Annotated in this window: 16 protein-coding genes; 8 read left to right on the forward strand and 8 right to left on the reverse strand. The window is 61.1% G+C overall.

The genetic code is table 11. The features are described from left to right. Position 1: 1 nt before the first annotated feature. Positions 2-859: a MurR/RpiR family transcriptional regulator gene (locus B5E56_RS01090; protein WP_087188299.1), complete on the reverse strand. Its 858-nt coding sequence runs from the start codon at positions 857-859 to the stop codon at positions 2-4. A 10-nt stretch (positions 860-869) separates the two neighbouring features. Continuing rightward, complete coding sequence (locus B5E56_RS01095; RefSeq protein WP_087188298.1) at positions 870-2,081, reverse strand: AGE family epimerase/isomerase; 1,212 nt, start codon at positions 2,079-2,081, stop codon at positions 870-872. A gap of 199 nt (positions 2,082-2,280) precedes the next feature. On the opposite strand from B5E56_RS01095, the gene B5E56_RS01100 reads away from it, so the two are divergent. Both B5E56_RS01100 and B5E56_RS01105 read left to right on the forward strand, forming a co-directional pair. Then, on the forward strand, positions 2,281-3,660 hold the full coding sequence (locus tag B5E56_RS01100; protein WP_087387912.1) for an ROK family protein: 1,380 nt from the start codon (positions 2,281-2,283) through the stop codon (positions 3,658-3,660). Beyond that, complete coding sequence (locus tag B5E56_RS01105) at positions 3,661-4,320, forward strand: GDSL-type esterase/lipase family protein (RefSeq protein ID WP_087387914.1); 660 nt, start codon at positions 3,661-3,663, stop codon at positions 4,318-4,320. A gap of 53 nt (positions 4,321-4,373) precedes the next feature. Here the strand turns inward: B5E56_RS01105 and B5E56_RS01110 are convergent, their stop codons facing one another. The 3 genes from B5E56_RS01110 to alr form a co-directional block, all read right to left on the reverse strand. Continuing rightward, positions 4,374-4,919 (reverse strand): hypothetical protein, encoded by a 546-nt coding sequence (locus tag B5E56_RS01110; protein ID WP_087387916.1) that lies wholly within the window; start codon positions 4,917-4,919, stop codon positions 4,374-4,376. Between the two features lie 54 nt (positions 4,920-4,973). Then, positions 4,974-5,339 carry a type II toxin-antitoxin system PemK/MazF family toxin gene (locus B5E56_RS01115; RefSeq protein ID WP_087188294.1) on the reverse strand — a complete coding sequence of 122 codons (366 nt, stop codon included), beginning with the start codon at positions 5,337-5,339 and terminating at the stop codon, positions 4,974-4,976. A gap of 200 nt (positions 5,340-5,539) precedes the next feature. Continuing rightward, the gene (gene alr / locus B5E56_RS01120; RefSeq protein WP_087387918.1) at positions 5,540-6,667 is read right to left on the reverse strand and encodes an alanine racemase; all 1,128 of its coding nucleotides are present in this window, start codon (positions 6,665-6,667) and stop codon (positions 5,540-5,542) included. Positions 6,668-6,939: 272 nt separating this feature from the next. Here alr and B5E56_RS01125 point away from each other — a divergent pair, with 272 nt between their 5' ends. Then, positions 6,940-7,272, forward strand: coding sequence for a hypothetical protein (locus B5E56_RS01125; RefSeq protein ID WP_087188292.1), 333 nt, complete (start codon positions 6,940-6,942; stop codon positions 7,270-7,272). A gap of 36 nt (positions 7,273-7,308) precedes the next feature. Here B5E56_RS01125 and B5E56_RS01130 read toward each other — a convergent pair whose 3' ends face one another. Beyond that, complete coding sequence (locus tag B5E56_RS01130; RefSeq protein ID WP_087387920.1) at positions 7,309-7,908, reverse strand: hypothetical protein; 600 nt, start codon at positions 7,906-7,908, stop codon at positions 7,309-7,311. A gap of 24 nt (positions 7,909-7,932) precedes the next feature. Then, the gene (locus B5E56_RS01135; RefSeq protein WP_242958712.1) at positions 7,933-9,468 is read right to left on the reverse strand and encodes an NAD(P)H-hydrate dehydratase; all 1,536 of its coding nucleotides are present in this window, start codon (positions 9,466-9,468) and stop codon (positions 7,933-7,935) included. 381 nt (positions 9,469-9,849) lie between these two features. On the opposite strand from B5E56_RS01135, the gene pheS reads away from it, so the two are divergent. The 3 genes from pheS (at position 9,850) to B5E56_RS01150 (ending at position 16,720) form a co-directional block, all read left to right on the forward strand. After that, complete coding sequence (pheS, locus tag B5E56_RS01140; protein WP_087387924.1) at positions 9,850-10,875, forward strand: phenylalanine--tRNA ligase subunit alpha; 1,026 nt, start codon at positions 9,850-9,852, stop codon at positions 10,873-10,875. 18 nt (positions 10,876-10,893) lie between these two features. After that, on the forward strand, positions 10,894-13,584 hold the full coding sequence (pheT, locus tag B5E56_RS01145; protein ID WP_087387928.1) for a phenylalanine--tRNA ligase subunit beta: 2,691 nt from the start codon (positions 10,894-10,896) through the stop codon (positions 13,582-13,584). A 958-nt stretch (positions 13,585-14,542) separates the two neighbouring features. After that, positions 14,543-16,720, forward strand: coding sequence for a M28 family peptidase (locus tag B5E56_RS01150; RefSeq protein ID WP_087387930.1), 2,178 nt, complete (start codon positions 14,543-14,545; stop codon positions 16,718-16,720). 59 nt (positions 16,721-16,779) lie between these two features. Here B5E56_RS01150 and spoVAC read toward each other — a convergent pair whose 3' ends face one another. Further along, the gene (gene spoVAC, locus B5E56_RS01155; RefSeq protein WP_087387932.1) at positions 16,780-17,220 is read right to left on the reverse strand and encodes a stage V sporulation protein AC; all 441 of its coding nucleotides are present in this window, start codon (positions 17,218-17,220) and stop codon (positions 16,780-16,782) included. Between the two features lie 121 nt (positions 17,221-17,341). Here spoVAC and B5E56_RS01160 point away from each other — a divergent pair, with 121 nt between their 5' ends. Together B5E56_RS01160 and B5E56_RS01165 are read left to right on the forward strand one after the other, a co-directional pair. Continuing rightward, positions 17,342-17,992 (forward strand): MerR family transcriptional regulator, encoded by a 651-nt coding sequence (locus B5E56_RS01160; RefSeq protein ID WP_087387934.1) that lies wholly within the window; start codon positions 17,342-17,344, stop codon positions 17,990-17,992. After that, a complete protein-coding gene (locus B5E56_RS01165; protein ID WP_087188284.1) occupies positions 17,973-18,290 on the forward strand; it encodes a YbjQ family protein in 318 nt (105 codons plus the stop codon). Before B5E56_RS01160 ends, B5E56_RS01165 begins: the two co-directional genes overlap by 20 nt.

The following is an 18,290-nucleotide window of genomic DNA, read 5'->3' on the forward strand; positions in this document are numbered from 1 at the left end:
GTCAAATGTGTTTGTCTGACAACACTTCAGCCACCAGTTCCTGTCTGGCACGGCAGCCCTCCCGATCCCGGCGGCATACCTCATGGAAGAGTACATCCATCAGATAGAGCTGGGCAATACGGGCAGCTACGGAACCGCCCTGGAGGGGGCCCTCCCGGGAACCGCACTGAAGCACAATGTCGGCATAGGCGGCGCCGGGAGACTTGGGGAACCGGGTAACCAGGATGATCCGGGCTTTCCGGTCCCGGATGATCTGGAGGTTCTTCATCAGCTCTTTGGTGGAGCCGGAGTAGGAGAAATAGATGACCAGATCGCCTGGGGTCAGCTGAGAGGCGGCAATCGCCTGAAGATGGGAGTCCATGACCGCTGTAAAATTCAGCTGAATGGTGCTGAACAGGTGGGCACACTCCTGGGAAAGGATCATGGATCCTCCCTGGCCCATGCACAGTACCCGGCCGGCGGAGACGATCATATCCGCCGCCTTGCGCACCGCATCCGCCTGGATCAGCTCCAGAGTCTGGGCCAGGGCCTCGGAATCGCTGCGATAAACAGCGCGGCACATTCCCTCCACGCTGTCCTCTTCCTCCAGCTCTCCCGCCTCTGCGGCACTGTGATCCATCCGGCCGGCAGTAGCGTTGGCAATGGCCAGCTTAAAAGCGCTGTAGCCCTTGTAACCCAGCCGTTTGCAGAAACGGGAGATGGTGGCCTCGGCCACGCCGGCCTCCTCCGCCAGCTCCGAGATGGACATAAACTGGGTCTGCTGCTGGTGGATAACGGCGTAGTCGGCCACCTTTTTCTCCGCGCTGGTCAGCTGGTAGTACTCGCTGTTGATCCGTTCAAAGACATTTACTAACGGCATTGCCGCCCTCTCAATTCCGCTCCAGGATCTGGCCGATCATCTGATCGCACATGATGAGCATCCGAGGCAGGTGGAAGGGACCTTTGAAGGTGGAACCCTTGCAGGGAGGCTCGGTGGGCTTGCCGTCCCGGCGCAGGTAGCCGTACCAGTCGCCGTACTCAGGATCAGAGAAGTATTTCTTGCAGTAATCCAGGGTCTTTTCAAACCACTCCAGATACTTCTCGTCGCCGGTATCACGATAGATCATCATAGAGGCGATGAGGATCTCGTCGTGAGGCCACCACAGCTTCATGTCGTGCTCGTAGGCCTCGGGGGGACGGCCCAGGCAGTCAATAAAGTAGAGCAGTCCGCCGTACTCCTTGTCCCAGCCAGCATTGATGGCCTGGTCAAAGATCTTGATGGCGGTGGCGTGCTGTTCCTTGTTGCCCCGCAGGTTGGCGTCCTCCATCAGGAACCAGGAGCACTCGATATCGTGGCCGGGATTGACCACACGGCCCTCGGTCACATCGCCCCGGAACTCGCCGTTGGGACCCACGCTCTCCAGAGTGCAGCCCAGCTCGGGCTTATAGTGGTAGCGGAAGATCTCGTCCACACACTGAGCGGCCCGCTGGTTATACAGCTCAGCCTGCTCGGGGTCCACCCGGCGCAGCACGGAGGTGATGTTCAGGTAGATCATGGGGTTGGCCAGAGCGCGGCCGGAACGGGTCTCAGGAATGGTCTTGGGGCCCAGTCCGGTGGGGTCCTTGATCAGGCCCTGATTCAGATTCCAGATCAGCTCATAGGCAGCGCGGGCACGCTCCAGGCACTCCTTGTCCCCGGTAACACCATAATATTCGGCGTTGGCGATGGCGTAGAACCCCTCGGAGAAACAATAGCGGCGCTGACGCAGGGGCTTGCCGTCACCGGTCACGGTGAAGTACATCCGGTTGCCTGCCTCCCGGTTGATGCAGCAGCGCTCCATAAAGTCCAGGCAGCTCTTGCTGGCGGCCAGCCACTCGTCCTTCACCCCATAGGTGTGGCACAGGTAGGCGAACATCCAGGCGCAGCGGCCCTGCATCCAGACGCTCTTGTCGGTGGAGAAAATCTTGCCTTCCCGATCCAGGCAGGTATAGACGCCTCCGTTCACCGGGTCCATGCCGTTTTTCAGCCAGAAGTTGACGCTCCGTTCCAGCTCCTCCTTAATCCATTTCTGATGATCCTGCAGACGTGCAGTGATATCCATAATCGCAATTCCCACCTTTCCATTGTTGGGAGATGATCCCCCGTTGGTTCCATCATACCCGTCGGTCCATCCCCCGTCAAGGCCTGGGAAGAAAATAATTTTCAGAATCCTGAAAATATGCTTGACAGATTTAAAAAAACTGGTAGCCTATACATATAACGAGCTTTCTGTTTCCCATATATGTTAAGGAGGATGTCTCATGAAACATCTTGGCATTGAAGTTCCTGTCAAACACGTCCCCGAACTGGACCCCGGTTTCCTCCCCCTGGGCAAATTCTTCACCGCCTTCCTGAAGGACGCCAAAAAACCTCTGGATCTGGCTGTAGAGCGGGCCGGCGGCGAGGTGGCCGTCTACAAGACCTTCATCCACGGTACCCCCGACATGGCTGAGGCCGACCGCTACTATGTGGACCGGCTCATCAAGACCATGCTGTGGTATATGGGCGGTTTCAAGGTCTACATCAGCGGCGACAAGGAGATCTTCGAGTCCATGAAGGCCACCTACTGCGTGGGCGGCAAGCGCTCCTTCGACGCCGACTTCATGTCCAATGTGTATGAGAAGCCTTTTGAGGTCGTGTACTGTGACCAGGTGCCCGCCGAGAAGAGCAATCCTCAGGCTGTGGGCCGTCACCTGGGCGGCTGCCGCATTGGCTTCGACGCCGGCGGCTCCGACCGGAAGGTGTCCGCCGTCATCGATGGCGAGCCCGTGTTCAGCGAGGAAGTGGTCTGGTATCCCAAGGTCACTGCCGACCCCGACTACCACTATGAGGGCATCGTGTCCGCCCTCAAGTCCGCCGCCCAGCATATGCCCCGGGTGGACGCGGTGGGCGTCTCCTCCGCTGGTATCTACATCGAGAACCGCACCATGGTGGCCTCCCTGTTCCTGAAGGTGCCCAAGGAGGACTTTGACGCCAAGGTGAAGGACATCTACATCCGCGCCATTAAGGACACCTTTGGCGATGTGCCCTATGTGGTGGCCAACGACGGCGACGTGTCCGCTCTGGCCGGTGCCATGAGCCTGGAAGAGAACAACATTATGGGCATTGCCATGGGCACCAGCGAGGCCGTGGGCTATGTGGACCAGAACGGCAATATCACCGGCTGGCTCAACGAGCTGGCCTTCGCCCCCGTGGACGCCAACCCCGGCGCCATGGAGGACGAGTGGTCCGGCGACATCGGCTGCGGCGTGAAGTATTTCTCTCAGGACGGTGTCATCAAGCTGGCCCCCGCCGGCGGCATTGAGCTGGACCCCGCCCTCTCCCCCGCCGAGAAGCTGAAGGTGGTGCAGAAGGCTATGGAGGAGGGCAACCCCGGCGCCGCCGCGGTGTACCGCTCCATCGGCGTATATCTGGCCCACTCTCTGGCTCTGTACTATCACTTCTACGGCTTCAAGCACGTGCTGCTGCTGGGCCGCGTTATGTCCGGCAAGGGCGGCGACCTGCTGCTGGATACCTGCAAGAGTGTGCTGGCCGACGAGTATCCTGATATCGCCTCCAAGATCAACCCCACCATGCCGGACGAGAAGGCCCGCCGTGTGGGTCAGTCCGTGGCCGCCGCCTCCCTGCCCGAGATCAAGTAAATGCGGCGCCACATCGTCTGTCTGGGAGACTCCAACACCCATGGCTACTGCCCCGATCCTGCCGACTGCGCCGACGGTTCCTGCTTCCGCTTCAATGAGGAGGAGCGTTGGACCTGCCGGCTGCAGCAGGCCTTGGGAGATGGATACCTGGTGGTGGAGGAGGGTTTGTCCGGCCGCACCACCGTGTTTGACGACCCGGTGGAGGAGGGCCTGTCCGCCCTGTCCTGCCTCTATTCCTGCCTGAAAAGCCATAAGCCGGTGGATCTGCTGGTAATCATGCTGGGTACCAACGATTCCAAGGAACGCTTCGGGACCAACGCCTACACCATCGGCCGGGGTATGGAACGGCTGGTCCGGGCCGCTCAGGCCCTGGACTGCTGGCCGGACGGCAAGCCCAACATTCTCATCATCGCACCCAAATCCATCGAGGAGGGGGTCTATACCTCCCCGGTGGCCGATGAGATGGGGCCCGGCTGTGTGGAAAAGACCCGGGGGCTGGCGGCGGAATATGAGGCCGTGGCCCAGCTGACCGGCTGCGCCTTTCTGGACGCCAATACCCTGAATCTTGCCTACAATACGGTGGACTATATGCACCTGACCCGGGAGAGCCACGCCAAACTGGCCCAAGCTCTGGCCCATCTGATTCCCACCCTGATCTGAATAAAAAATGTGGACGGCGCTGCCGTCCACATTTTTTATCTCTATATACATTATTATTTAATGGTATAGCCACCCCGGACCATGATAGTCACATCAGTGGAGGCCTTGACCCCCCGGCCATCGATGGTTGCCAGATACAGGTGGTTGGTGGTCAGGTTTTTCCCGCCGGCCAGGGCCGAGCCGTCAGTGGTGTCGATGAGGCCGGGGGCTGTATCGGACACACAGACTGCCGTGCCGGTCCGCAGCAGAAATTCGCAGGCCGCGGTGCCCACCACAGTCTGTCCTGCCTTCAGGTTGACAATCTGGAACACACCGCCGGCGGAAGTGGAGCCAGAACTGCCGCTGAGGGCTTTTTCCACCTCATCCACATAGCCGTCCACCACACCGGACAGCTTTTTCTCCAACTCAGACTGCTTGTCCGCCACTTTGCCGTCCACCTGCTCCAGAATGGCGGGGATGGCCTGATCCTCCAGATAACTGAGGGTGACCAGGGGATCGTTCTTGCTGCCCTGCTGCCCGGCGGCCACCGCCACCCCTACCAGCGCCAATGTAACCAAGCCGCCGGAGATCAGCCGGACCAGCCCTTTTCTCTGCTTCATATGTACCTCCTGTCTGACGGGGAGCCGCCCTCGGGGACGGCTCCCCTCTTGTCTTTAAACCATGGTTCCTGTGTGCAGGCCAAAGCTGACCGCGATGGCGTTGTCCACCCGCTGCATCTGCGCTTCGTCCAGCCGACCCATGTGCTCTCTCAGCCGCCTTTTGTCCAGCGTCCGGATCTGTTCCAGCAGCACCACCGACTCCTTGGGGAGACCGTAGGTGTTGGCTGAGAGCTCGATGTGGGTGGGCAGACGGGCCTTGCCGGTCTGGGACGTGATGGCCGCCGCGATCACGGTGGGGCTGTGCCGGTTGCCGGTGTCGTTCTGCACGATGAGTACCGGCCGCACGCCTCCCTGCTCGCTGCCCACCACAGGGCTCAGATCGGCATAAAAAATGTCTCCGCGTTTTACGCTGTTGTCCACAAAAGCTCACACTCCGCCGGAAAATAGTCACCAGCGTCACAGGGCCGCAGGCCTATGTAACGCGGTCACTATGATTCTCCCACGGGGCGGCGGGAATTATACCCGTCCTGCAAAATTTCGCGGGGCAGGCCGGTCCTCCGCCGCCTGGCCGGGCCTTTCTCCCCCGGCCCATTGTATGCGTCTGCCGGACAGCCGGTGCCTCAGTCCAGGTAGGCCCGGTGGACCCGGGGGGACACAGCGCACAGCAGCTCATACTGGATGGTGCCCGCCAGAGCAGCCACATCCTCAATGGGCAGGTGCTCGCCGAACACCTCCACCTCATCTCCCGGCGCCACGTCCAGCCCGGTGACGTCCGCCATACACATATCCATACAGATCCGGCCCACAACGGGAGCCCGCTGGCCGCCAATCAGCACCTCCAGCTTGTCAGAGCACAGCCGGGGCAGACCGTCGGCATAACCGATGGTAAGAGCGGCCAGTTTGGTCTCCCGGTCCAGCACATGGGTGCAGCCGTAGCTCACCGGCGTACCGGCAGGCACAGTCTTTACCGAGGCCACCCGGGTCTTGAGTGTCATCACCGGCCGCAGTCCGGGGCCGTCCAGCCCCTCGCAGGAGGGATCTGGATAGTGTCCGTACAGGGCGATGCCAGGCCGGACCATGTCCAGGTGGGTGCAGGGGAACTTCAGGGCGGCAGCACTGGCGGCGCAGTGGCGGATGGCAAAGGTGATCCCCCGCTCCTTCAGCGCCTCCAACAGATCCAGAAAACGGGTAAACTGGAGCATGGTATAGTCCTCATCCCCGTCGGCATTGGCAAAGTGGGTATAGATGCCCTCCGCCTCCAGGCCGGGCAGAGCGCACACCTGGGCAATGGCCTCCACAGCGGCGCTCTGATCCTCCCCGCCGCACAGCCAGCCCAGCCGGGACATCCCGGTATCCGCCTTCACATGGATCTTCAGGGTCTTGCCCGCAGCAGCTGCCGCGTTGGATAGGGCGCGGGCCATCTCCACATCATAGACCGTCTGGGTGATGCCATTGTCCAGCAGAGCTTCCGCCCGATCGGTGGGCGTATAACCCAGAATCAGGATAGGGGTGGTGATTCCAGCCTGGCGCAGCTCCAGAGCCTCGTCCAGGCAGGCCACTGCCAGATATTCCGCGCCCAGCGTCTCCAGCCGCCGGGCTACCTGTACCGCGCCGTGGCCATAGGCGTCCGCCTTCACCACGCCCAGAAACCGGCAGCCTTGGGGCAGCATGGCCCGCAGCGCCCGATAATTATGTTCCAGATTGGACAGGTCGATCTCCGTCCATGTTCTTGTCTGCGTTTGTTTCATCTGATTTCCTCTTTACCTTGAGATACAAAATGCCCGCCGCCGGGCGGCTGACACAGCAAAGCTGCCAAAGGACAGTTCATTGGTCCTTATTATACTACGCCGCCCCGCCGGTCACAACCCCGAACCGAACGCTCTTTCATGGATTTTTCATCTAATGTTCATACAATTTCCAAGACATTTTTCCTGCTTCCGGATATACTATAGGCATAGAAACAGTTTTCGCACCATGCTCCCGCCGCCTGTATCAGGCGGGATCTAAGGAGGTTTGTTCCATGATGGAAGATGTAGGAAAGGTATTTGCCGATGTAGGCCTGGCCAGCGTAGGCCTGGTAGCTCTGGCTGCCGAGCAGATGGGTAAGGCCGGCAAGTTCCTGGTGGAAAAGGGCGCCGCCGCGGTGGAGGAAGGCCGCAAGCACGGCGCCGAGCTCCAGCGCAAATGTCAGGAGGAGGCCCAGCGCCGCCGGGAGGAGCAGTTCGACCGGCACGTCAGCCAGATGAATGCCCAGCAGCGGGAAGAGCTGCGCCGCCGTCTGGCAGAGCTGGACGACCTGGAGCAGGAAGCCGCTCAGGCCGACTCTGAGGACAACGATACCACCGCATTTTAATACAGCGGGGTGCTGCCAGGCAGCACCCCGCTGTATTTATTCCATCGTTGCAAAGCCGGAAAAGACGCACTGGATCACGGTAAAGCCATCCTGGGACAACTCTCCCCGAAGGAGGGCGTGGCTGTCCGGATCAAACCAGAGGGAGCACTCCTGGCCCTCCCCTGCCTTGGCCTCCGGGTCCCGGCAGATCACCCGCAGAACCTGCCCCTCTCCGGTCTCCTCCATGGCACACTCGGCGATAAAACCCTCGGTGGCATAGCGCAGTAAGACGGGTACCGCCTCCATGGGACTCATGCCGCTTTCATCCAGGGGGCCGGTCTCTACCCACACGCCGTCATATTCCAGATACCCGCTGCCGTCCTTCAGCCGGGCGGTCACTCCGGCCACGGCGTCCGGGCTGGTGACGGTGAGCACACTCTCCCCTTCCCACCGGTACTCCAGATCCAGGCCGTACTCATAGACCCGCTGTCCATAGTCAGCGGCCACAGTTAATTGGGCGGTACAGCCCTCCATGGCCAGATATTCGCCCCGGATGTCCAGGGCCAGCTGCTCTGCGCCGGTAGCCCCGCCGCCGCAGGCAGCCAGAGCCAGGCACAGGGTTATCGTCAGTACGCACAAACCAAACCGGCGGCGCACTCCGTCTCCCCCTTTGTTCCATGCTTATTCCACAGATTCCTTGATCACCCGGGGCAGCGCCGCCACCACGTCGGTAGGCGTCATGCCGTACTCCCCAATCTCCTGGGCGCACAGATCACCGGCCGCGCCGTGGAGCCACACCGCCATGGGCACCGCCTGCCGGGCGGGCAGGCCCTGTCCCAGCAGGGAGAGGATCACTCCCGCCAGCACGTCGCCGCTGCCTCCCTTGGCCATACCGGGGTTGCCGGTGGTGTTGATGTAGGCGGTACCGTCCGGGAAAGCGGTGATGGTGCGGTGGCCCTTGAGCACCAGACAGCAGGTATGCTCCATGGCAAAGCGCCGGGCCGCTCCCAGCCGGTCCCCGTCGGACAGATCGCCTCCCAGCCGGGCAAACTCCCCGTCATGGGGGGTAAGCACCGTGTGAAGGCCCTGCCGGGCGTCCAGTACATCTATATGTCCTTCCAGGGCGTTTATGCCGTCGGCATCCAGGATCACGGGGATATGGATCTCATGCAGCAGGTGGCGTACCACAGCCGCCACACCATTGCCCCGGCCCAGGCCAGGGCCGATGAGGCACACACCGCAGCCCGCCAGCTTATGATGGATCACTTCTCCAGCCTCCAGAGACAGCTGCCCCTCCTTGCCTGCCGGCAGGGGGTAGGGCATAGCCTCGTCCAGCTTGGCTGCTGCTACCGCCCAGATGGGGGTAGGCACTCCCACCGACACCAGCCCCGCGCCGGAGCGCACTGCCGCCTGGGCAGCCAGCACCGGAGCGCCGGTATAGCCCACACAGCCTCCCAGAATGGCGCATCGCCCAAAGTCCCCCTTATGGGCGTCCAGAGGCCGGCGGGGCAGGCGTACATCGGCCGCCTCCACGGTACTTACCGGGCAGTCCAGAGCATCCACCAAATCTTTGGGAATCCCAATATCGGCTACCGTCAGCTTGCCGGTACACAGTCCGCCTTTCCCTACATAGTGGCCCGCTTTGGGCAGGGTGAAGGTAACAGTGCGGGCGGCGTGTACCGCCTCCCCCAGCACCCGGCCGGTGTCGGTCTCTACTCCGCTGGGGATATCGGCGGACACCACCGGGATATCGCAGGTGTTCATCATATGGACGGCGGTAAGGGCATCCCCCCGTATATCGCTGTTCAGCCCGATGCCGAAGAGGGCGTCCACCATCACATTGGCCTCCAGGCACCAGGCGGCAAACTCAGCATCATCAGGCTGGAAGGGTTCCAGCTTTCCTCCTGCCGCCGCCAGTTTCGCCTCCATGGCTCGGGTATCCTGGGTCATCTTCTCATGGCTGCCCACCAGGACACATCGCACTTCAAATCCCGCCTCCAGCAGCTGCCGGGCGCAGGCCACGCCGTCGCCGCCGTTGTTGCCCGGCCCGCAGAAGCACACCACCCGTCCGGCGCAGTCCCCCGCCAGGCTCATGACCTCCTCAGCCAAGGCCGCCGCCGCCCGCTCCATCAGGTCGGTGGAGGGAATTCCCCGCTCCTGAATGGCGATCCGGTCGGTTTCCCGCATCTGCTGTGCTGTGGCGATCCACATATTCATACACACTCCTGTTCCTTGGTTCTTTCGTTCAGGCAGCCCCATTATATGCTGTCCATCCCGCCTCGTCAATTTTAATCTTGCACTTTCTGTCAAACTGTGCTATAAATAATCTTACTTGCGAAGAAGGGAAAAAGAGCGGTTCCCCGCCCAGCAGAGAGCGTCCGTCACCGGCTGAAAGCGGATGTGGGGTTGGCCCGTTCGGTTCGTCCTGGAGCGGCCCTGGAGACAGGGACGGATTTGCCCCACGTTATCGGGGCCAAAGTGCCCGCTGCGTGCGGGAATTGCGGGTGGTACCGCGGAAGGTTTGCCTTTCGTCCCAATAGATTGGGATGGAAGGCTTTTTTGTTTACAAATCGTATCACTGCAAAAGGAGCTGCGAATATGAAGGAAACACTGGATACCATACGCCGGGAAGCGCTGGCCGCACTGGACGGCGCCGGCAACGCCCAGGAGCTGGACGCCCTGCGGGTGAAGTACCTGGGTAAGAAGGGCGAGCTTACCGCCGTTCTGAAAATGATGGGCAAGCTGTCCGCCGAGGAGCGCCCCGCCATGGGTCAGCTGGCCAACGAGGTCCGCGCCGCCCTGGAGAGCGCCCTGGAGGCCAAGGGTAAGGAGCTGGAGGCCAAGGCCCTGGAGGACCGGCTGAAGGCTGAGGCCCTGGACATCACTGTCCCCGGCAAGGCTGTTAAGGCCGGCCACCGCCACCCCATGTATATCGCCCTGGATGAGATCAAGGAGATCTTCATCGGCATGGGCTTCACTGTGCTGGACGGCCCCGAGGTGGAGCTGGCCAAGCTGAACTTTGACCGCCTCAACGCCGAGGAGGGCCACCCCTCCCGTGACTGGTCGGATACCTTCTACTTTGATGAGGATAGCCGTGTGATGCTCCGCTCCCAGACCTCCCCCATGCAGGTCCGGGCCATGGACACCATGGAGCTGCCCATCCGCATCATCGCACCCGGCCGGGTGTACCGCAAGGACGAGGTGGACGCCACCCACTCCCCCATGTTCCATCAGGTGGAGGGCATGGTCATCGACAAGGGTGTCACCATGGCCGACCTGAAGGGCACCCTAAATACCGTGGTGGAGCAGCTGTACGGCAAGGGTACCAAGACCCGGTTCCGTCCCCACCATTTCCCCTTCACCGAGCCCTCCTGCGAGATGGACGTGCAGTGCCACAAGTGCGGCGGCGTGGGCTGCCCCACCTGTAAAGGCGAGGGCTGGATCGAGCTGCTGGGCGCGGGCATGATCCACCCCCGCGTGCTGGAGATGAGCGGCATCGACCCCAATGTGTACTCCGGCTGGGCCTTCGGCATTGGCCTGGAGCGTACCGCCATGCGCCGGTTCAAGATCGCCGACCTGCGGCTGATCTTCGAAAACGACGTGCGGTTCCTGGAGCAATTCTAAGAAAGGAGTGTAGGAACAATGAATCTGAGCAGAAAATGGCTGAATGAATTTGTCACTGTGACTGCCTCCGACAAGGAATTTGCCGAGGCCATGACCCTGTCCGGCTCCAAGGTGGAGCTGACTCACGACCTGGGAGAGGAGATCTCCAATGTGGTGGTGGGCCGCCTGCTGTCCATGGAGCGCCACCCCGATTCCGACCATATGTGGATCTGCCAGGTGGACGTGGCTCAGGAGGAGCCCATCCAGATCGTCACCGGCGCCTGGAATATCCATCCCGGTGACCTGATGCCGGTGGCCCTCCACAAGTCCACCCTGCCCGGCGGCGTGAAGATCCAGAAGGGCAAGCTGCGGGGCGCGGTGTCCAACGGTATGTTCTGCGGCCTGGCTGAGCTGGGTCTGGATACCCGCGACTTCCCCTACGGCGTCATTACCCCCGCCGCCATTCTGGGTGACTATCACCCCCTGGATAAAGACAAGCCCTCCATCCCTGCCGACATCCAGCCCGGCCACAAAGTCTATGGTCCCGTGGTGTGCGCCAAGGTGACCGGCGTCACCACCATCGGCTATTCCGCCTATGACATCGTTCTGGATACCGGCGACGGCACTGCTACCGTCTCCACCACCTGCCCCAACCTCCACGAGGAGGACCTGGTGGCCTACAACACCAAGAGCAATACCATTTGCACCCTGGAGGATCTCCATGCCCAGCAGGCCGAGTTCCCCCACTGCATCCCCGACGGCATTTTTGTGCTGAACGAGGACTGCAAGCCCGGCGACGACATCAAGCCGGTCATTGGTCTGGACGACCATGTGGTGGAGTTTGAGATCACCCCCAACCGCCCCGACTGCCTGTCCGTCATCGGTCTGGCCCGGGAGGCCGCCGCCACCTTTGACGCCCCCCTTACCCTCCACGAGCCTGTGGTCAAGGGCGGCGGAAACGGCAGCCTGATGGAGCTGCTGGACGTGGAGACCCCCGCCAGCGACCTGTGCCCCCGGTACACCGCCCGGATGGTGCGCAACGTGAAGATCGCCCCCTCCCCCAAGTGGATGCGGGAGCGGCTGCGCTCCATGGGCGTGCGTCCCATCAACAACATCGTGGACATCACCAACTACGTCATGCTGGAGTACGGCCAGCCCATGCACGCCTTTGACTACCGCTATGTGAAGGGCGGCAAGATCATCGTTCGCCGTGCAGAAGAGGGCGAAGAGCTCACCACTCTGGACGGCCAGGTGCGCAAGCTCAACGCCAACCACCTGGTCATTGCCGATGAACATCGGGCCGTGGGTCTTGCCGGCATCATGGGCGGCGAGAACAGCGAGATCGTGGACGACACTGTGGACGTGGTCTTTGAGTCCGCCTGCTTCGACGGCACCTGCATCCGCAAGGGTGCTCTGGCCCTGGGTATGCGTACCGAGGCTTCCGCCAAATTCGAGAAGGGTCTGGACCCCCTGAACACCCTGCCCGCCGTCAACCGTGCCTGCGAGCTGGTGGAGCTGCTGGGCGCCGGCGAGGTGCTGGACGGCACCATCGACATCCTCAACTATGTGCCCCAGCCCCGTGTCCTCAAGCTGGAGCCCGAGAAGATCAACGGCCTGCTGGGCACCAACATCGCCGAGAGCGAGATGGTGTCCATCCTGAAGAAGCTGGACTTCCAGGTGGAGGGCGATCAGGTCACCGTGCCCTCCTGGCGGGGCGACGTGATCGGCATGGCCGACCTGGCCGAGGAGGTGGCCCGGTTCCACGGCTACAACAACATCCCTGTCACCCTCATGCGGGGCCAGACCACCCTGGGCGGCTTCTCTGCGGAGGAGCAGCTGGAGCGCCGGCTGGGCTCCCTGTGCCGGGCCATGGGCTATGACGAGATCATCACCTACTCCTTTATCTCCCCCACCTGCTACGATAAGATCCGCTGGGACGCCGACGATGCCCGCCGCCAGTCCTTCAAGATCCTCAACCCCCTGGGCGAGGATACCTCCATCATGCGTACCACCGTACTGCCCTCCATGCTGGAGATCCTGACCCGGAACTACAACTACCGCAACCAGAACGTCCGCCTTTACGAAGTGGGCCGCATTTACCTCCCCGGCGGCGAGGACGGCCTGGCCGTGGAGAACAAGGTGCTGTCCATGGGCGCCTATGGCAGCGATATGGACTTCTACGCCCTCAAGGGCTGTTTGGAGGCCATTCTCAAGGATCTGCGGGCCGAGGATGTCCACTTCGAGGTCCCCAGCGAGACCAATCCCTCCTATCACCCCGGCCGGGTGGCCGATGTGTACGCCGGTGACCAGCGCATCGGTGTGCTGGGCCAGGTCCATCCCCTGGTGGCGCAGAACTACGGCGTGGACGCCCAGTTCTACTGCGCTGAGCTGGAGCTGAACGCACTGATGGCCGCCAAGGGCGCCGATCCCGAGTATGTACCTCTGCCCAAGTTCCCCAACCTCACCCGCGACATCGCTGTGGTGTGCGACGAGGCGGTGACCGTGGGCGCTCTGGAGGCCTGCATCCGCAAGGGAGCCAAGGGCCTGCTGAAGGAGTGCAAGCTCTTCGACATCTACCGCGGCAAGGGCGTGGACGAAGGCAAGAAGTCTGTGGCCTTCAACCTGGTCCTCCGGGCCGACGACCGCTCCCTCACCAGCGAGGAGGCCGATGCCGACGTGAAGTCTATTCTGGAAGCTTTGGAGAAGGAACTGGGCGCCGTGCTGCGCTAACTTCCCCAAAATGTGAAAAGTCCCCCCGGCAGTGCCGGGGGGACTTTTTATGTTGAGAGGTTTGCCGCATTTTTGCCCAGGAACAGCACAACCCCCCGGCCATCCATCGTGACCGGGGGGCTACTTTTCGACCTGGGGTTCAATCACTTGGTCTACCTCTACTTTCTACAGATTTGCCACGCATTGGGAAGGACTCGGTTTTGGGATTCGCCTGGATCACTGTCTCCTGCAACGTACTACCCTGATTTCCGTCTTCAGCGAACTTCGCATCTGAGGTTTCCGGGTCTCCTCGCTTCAATGAGTTTGTTGGGAACACGTGTTGCCTAAAACGAACCGTTCCTTTTCCTTCTGCGTTGAGGCTTTGATGATTTGGACTTTACTAGCCCATTGGGTTCACCTCTTTCTTTCTGGCTTTAGTATACTATTTGGTCTGCCGTTTGTCAAGTCTTTTTTATTCGTTTTTCACAATTTCTTATCTTCTCTCTTATTGGCTTCCAGTATATTTACACATACCCGGATCCATCCCACTTACCCGAAATTCAGGATTGACACCTGCATTGACCTGTGGTATAAATTGTATGTTCGTTTTTGAACGCCTGTGCGAATGCACGTCCTGACCATCCTTTCACAAGGATCAAGGCTACACGGACGGCCGGGTCAAATGCCGAAAACCCGTCGAAGAGCCGGGGACCGTACCGCGGGTACGGATTGGCAACTTTGTTGCCTTATTGATTGAGCGGAAAGGCTCAAGTTTTATAAGTTGGTTACTTCATAACCGATGCGTAGATACGCACATCAACTTGTGAACGGTCAATAAGAGTGATGAATCGGACTGCACGGTACGGGCCCCCGTAACAGGCGAACTATAACTCTCTTTGTGTTCCAGCCATGGTGTGTATCTGCGCCATGGCTTTTTTGCTGCCTTTCCGCTCCACACGTTTGGAGGAGAGAAAAAAAGATGAGGAAACGCCTGATTGCCGCAACCGCCGCAGCAGCTCTGCTGCTGTCCCTGACCGCCTGCTCCCAACCGGATGAGCAGCCGGAGCCCTCTGCCGGACAGGATACTCAGGCCCTGGTATCCGCCTATCTGGAACAGGTAGACCAGGAATACGCCTACCAGATCGCCGAGACCCTGGCCTACGATCCCGCCTATCTGTCCAACGAACTGGGCTGGCGCACCGCCGGTTCCGATGCCGAGCACGCTGCCGCCGACTACATCGCCGCCGAGATGGAGTCCATCGGCCTGACGGTGGAGAAGGTGCCTGTCACCGTGGATAAGTGGCAGTTCAACGACGCCTCTCTCACCATCGCCGACACCGACATCCAGATCATGCCCGCCTCCTACGCCACCAACGGCACGGACGCTGACGGCATTACCGCCCAGCTGGTGGATGTGGGCACCGGTACCGCCGCCGAGTACGAGGGGGTGGACGTGGAAGGCAAGATCGCTCTGGTGGGCGTGGACCAGTGGAATGTGGCCTGGATCGACCAGTATATGAATGAGGCCGCTCTCCACGGCGCCAGCGCCATCGTCACCTACGATGTGGGCGGCTACGCCACCTATTCCGACGACATGATCAATATGCAGGACGTTTGCTCCAAGGATGTGATCCCCTGCGTCAGCATCAGCAAGAACCAGTATCTCCAGCTGGCGGAGGCTCTGGCCGCGGGACACGACACCGCTACCCTGATGGTGGACAACGTCATGGAGCCGGAGCAGGGAACCAGCTACAATGTGGTGGGCACCCTGAAGGGCCGCAGCTCTGAGCAGCAGATCCTGGTGGCCGGCCACTATGACGTCTACTTCAACGGCTTCCAGGACGACAGCTGCGCCATCGGCCTGGTGCTGGCCATGGCCAAAGCCATGGTGGATTCCGGTTACCAGCCGGAAAACGACATCCGCTTCATCGCCCACGGCTCCGAGGAGTGGGGCGCCTCAGGCACCCAGTTTGACTGGACCACCGGCGCCTGGGAAATGATCAACACCGCCCATCCCGAGTGGGCCGGCAAGACCATCGCTCTGCTGAACTTTGAGCTGCCCGCCTTCTACGACGGCATGGAGGAGGGACAGATCAGCTGCGTCCCCGAGTTTTCCACATTGACCCAGTCCTTTGTGGAAGAATCCGGTCTTTTGACCCAGCCTGTTAACAACGTGTACCCCGGCGGCATCAGCGGCCAGTCGGTGGACACCAACACCATGGAGGACGGCGTCTCCTACCGGGCCTCCGGCGTACCTTACTTCATCAACATCCCCGGCACCCAGGACGGCGAGGAGGGTTGGATTCAGCAGCGCTACCACACCGCCGCCGACGACCGGGATACCTACAGTGCCGACGTGATGCACACCAATCTGAACACCTTCGGTACGCTGGCCATCTACCTGGATCAGACGCCCGCCCTGGAGCTGGACCTGACCGCCACCTGCGACGATCTGGCGGAGGCTCTGGACGCCGATCTGGTGGCCGCCGCCGGCGGCGACGGCGAGGCCTACACCACCGCCCTGGAGACGCTGCGGACAGCTGCCGACGGGTGGAACCAGGAAATCGCCGCTGTCAACAGCCGCTATCAGCAGGCTCTGTCCGAAGGAGCCAGTCAGGAGGACCTGGATGCCATCCGGGCCGAGGGCCGGGCACTGAATGCCAAGACCCTGGAGGCCTTCCGCTTTGTCCAGGACCACTTCATCGGCATCGCTTCCACATCCACCATCCTCATCAAGCATCAGGCCTATCAGGAGAATATCGCTCTGATCTCCGGCGTGGTCGACGCCCTGGCGCAGGGAGTCCTGGGCAACGAGGAGGGCACCGGCGCGCTGGATCTGGCCTGGATGATCAACGGCGGCACCGAGTACGGCTACTATAATTTCAGCCTGGAGACCAACGCCCGGTCCAAGGAGGCTCTGCTGGAGGACTCCAACCCGGGCAACCTGTTCTGGGGTACCGGCAAGGGCTCCATCCTGGCGGAAACCTATCCCGCCACGATGTCTCTGCTGGCCAAGAGCATGGAGGATGCCCCCTCCTTTGATGAGGAGATTGCCCTCTACAATGACGCTCTGTCCCAGCAGCAGCAGCTTCTGGCCCAACAGGTGGCTGAAGAGACGGCCGCCATGGGTGAGCTGACCCAGCTGCTTCAGGCTTAACCCAATGAAAAGACGCGGAGCACGGCAAAACCGTGCTCCGCGTTTTCTGTTTATAGCAATCAGGCACCCAGCAGTACCAGAATCACACCATAGATCACACTGGCCACCAGGCCATAGACAATCACCGGCCCGGCGATGATAAACATCCTGGCGCCTACCCCCAGCACCAGTCCCTCGCTTTTGAACTCCAGAGCGGGAGAGGCCACCGCATTGGCAAAGCCGGTGATGGGTACCAGAGTACCCGCTCCAGCGTGCTGGGCCAGCTTATCAAACCACCCCAGGGCGGTGAAAAAGGCGGAAAGGAAAATCAGCGTGACGGACACCGCTGTCCCTGCGTCGGTCTTATCCAATCCCCAGCTCTGGTACAGGTCGCTCAGCCCCTGTCCCAGGGTGCAGATCAAACCGCCCACCAGAAAGGCCCAGATCAGATCCTTCCACAGGGGAGAGGGCTTGGCCATCCCAGCCACATAGCGGCTGTACTCCTCGTTGGTCATGTCCATGGTACGCGCCTCCTTTTCCTCCATTATGTCCGCCAGCCACGGGAATATGTACAATGGAATATTTTTTTCTTGACTTTCCACCCGGTGGAGGGTATACCTTTTTGCGTCGGAGGTGAGCGGCATGAAGATCAACGAGGTGGAGCAGCTTGTGGGCGTCACCAAGCGCAACATCCGCTTTTATGAAAAAGAGGGGCTGCTGAACCCCGGGCGCAATGCGGACAACGGTTACCGGGACTACACCGACGCCGACGTGGAGGCCCTGCGTAAGATCAAGCTGCTGCGGAAGCTGGACGTACCTATGGAAGAGATCCGGAAAATGCAGCAGGGCATCCTGACCCTGGACGACGGCCTGCGCCGTCACATCATTCAGTTGGAACGGGAGCAGGCCAACCTGGCCACCATCCGGACCCTGTGCCAGACATTGGCCGACGCCGGCCAGCAGCTGGCCGACCTGGACGCGGACCGGTGGCTGTTGGAAATGGACCGTATGGAAGGAGAGGGGACCCGCTTTGTGAACATCCATAAGAAAGATACTGTGTCCCACTACATCCCGCCGGTGGTATGCGCCCTACTGTTCGTGGTCCTGATGGGGGGCGTCATGGCCCTGGTGGTGTGGGTCGCTGTGGCCTTCCCCACCGACGCGCCCCCGCTGCCGGTAGTGGTGGTACTCACCCTGATCCCGGCTGTGTTCATCGTCGGGGTCCTGCTGGCTCTGATCCAGCGCATCAAGCAGATCCAAGGAGGAGAAGAAAATGCTGCTTCTAAATATTGAGTATATCCCCGGCAAAGAGATCCAGGCCCTGGGTATCGCCAAGGGCAGCGTGGTCCAGTCCAAGCACTTCGGCAAGGACTTTATGGCCGGTATGAAGACCCTGGTGGGCGGCGAGATCGAGAGCTATACCAAAATGCTCACCGAGGCCCGTCAGATCGCCACCAAGCGCATGGTGGATGATGCCGAGGCCATGGGGGCCGACGCCGTGGTGGGCGTACGCTATACCTCCGCCTCCATCATGCAGGGCGCGGCTGAGATCACCGCCTACGGCACCGCCGTCAAAATCGTGGAGGGATAA

Source organism: Flavonifractor sp. An112 (genome assembly GCF_002161085.1).
Classification (GTDB): Bacteria; Bacillota; Clostridia; order Oscillospirales; family Oscillospiraceae; genus Flavonifractor; species Flavonifractor avicola.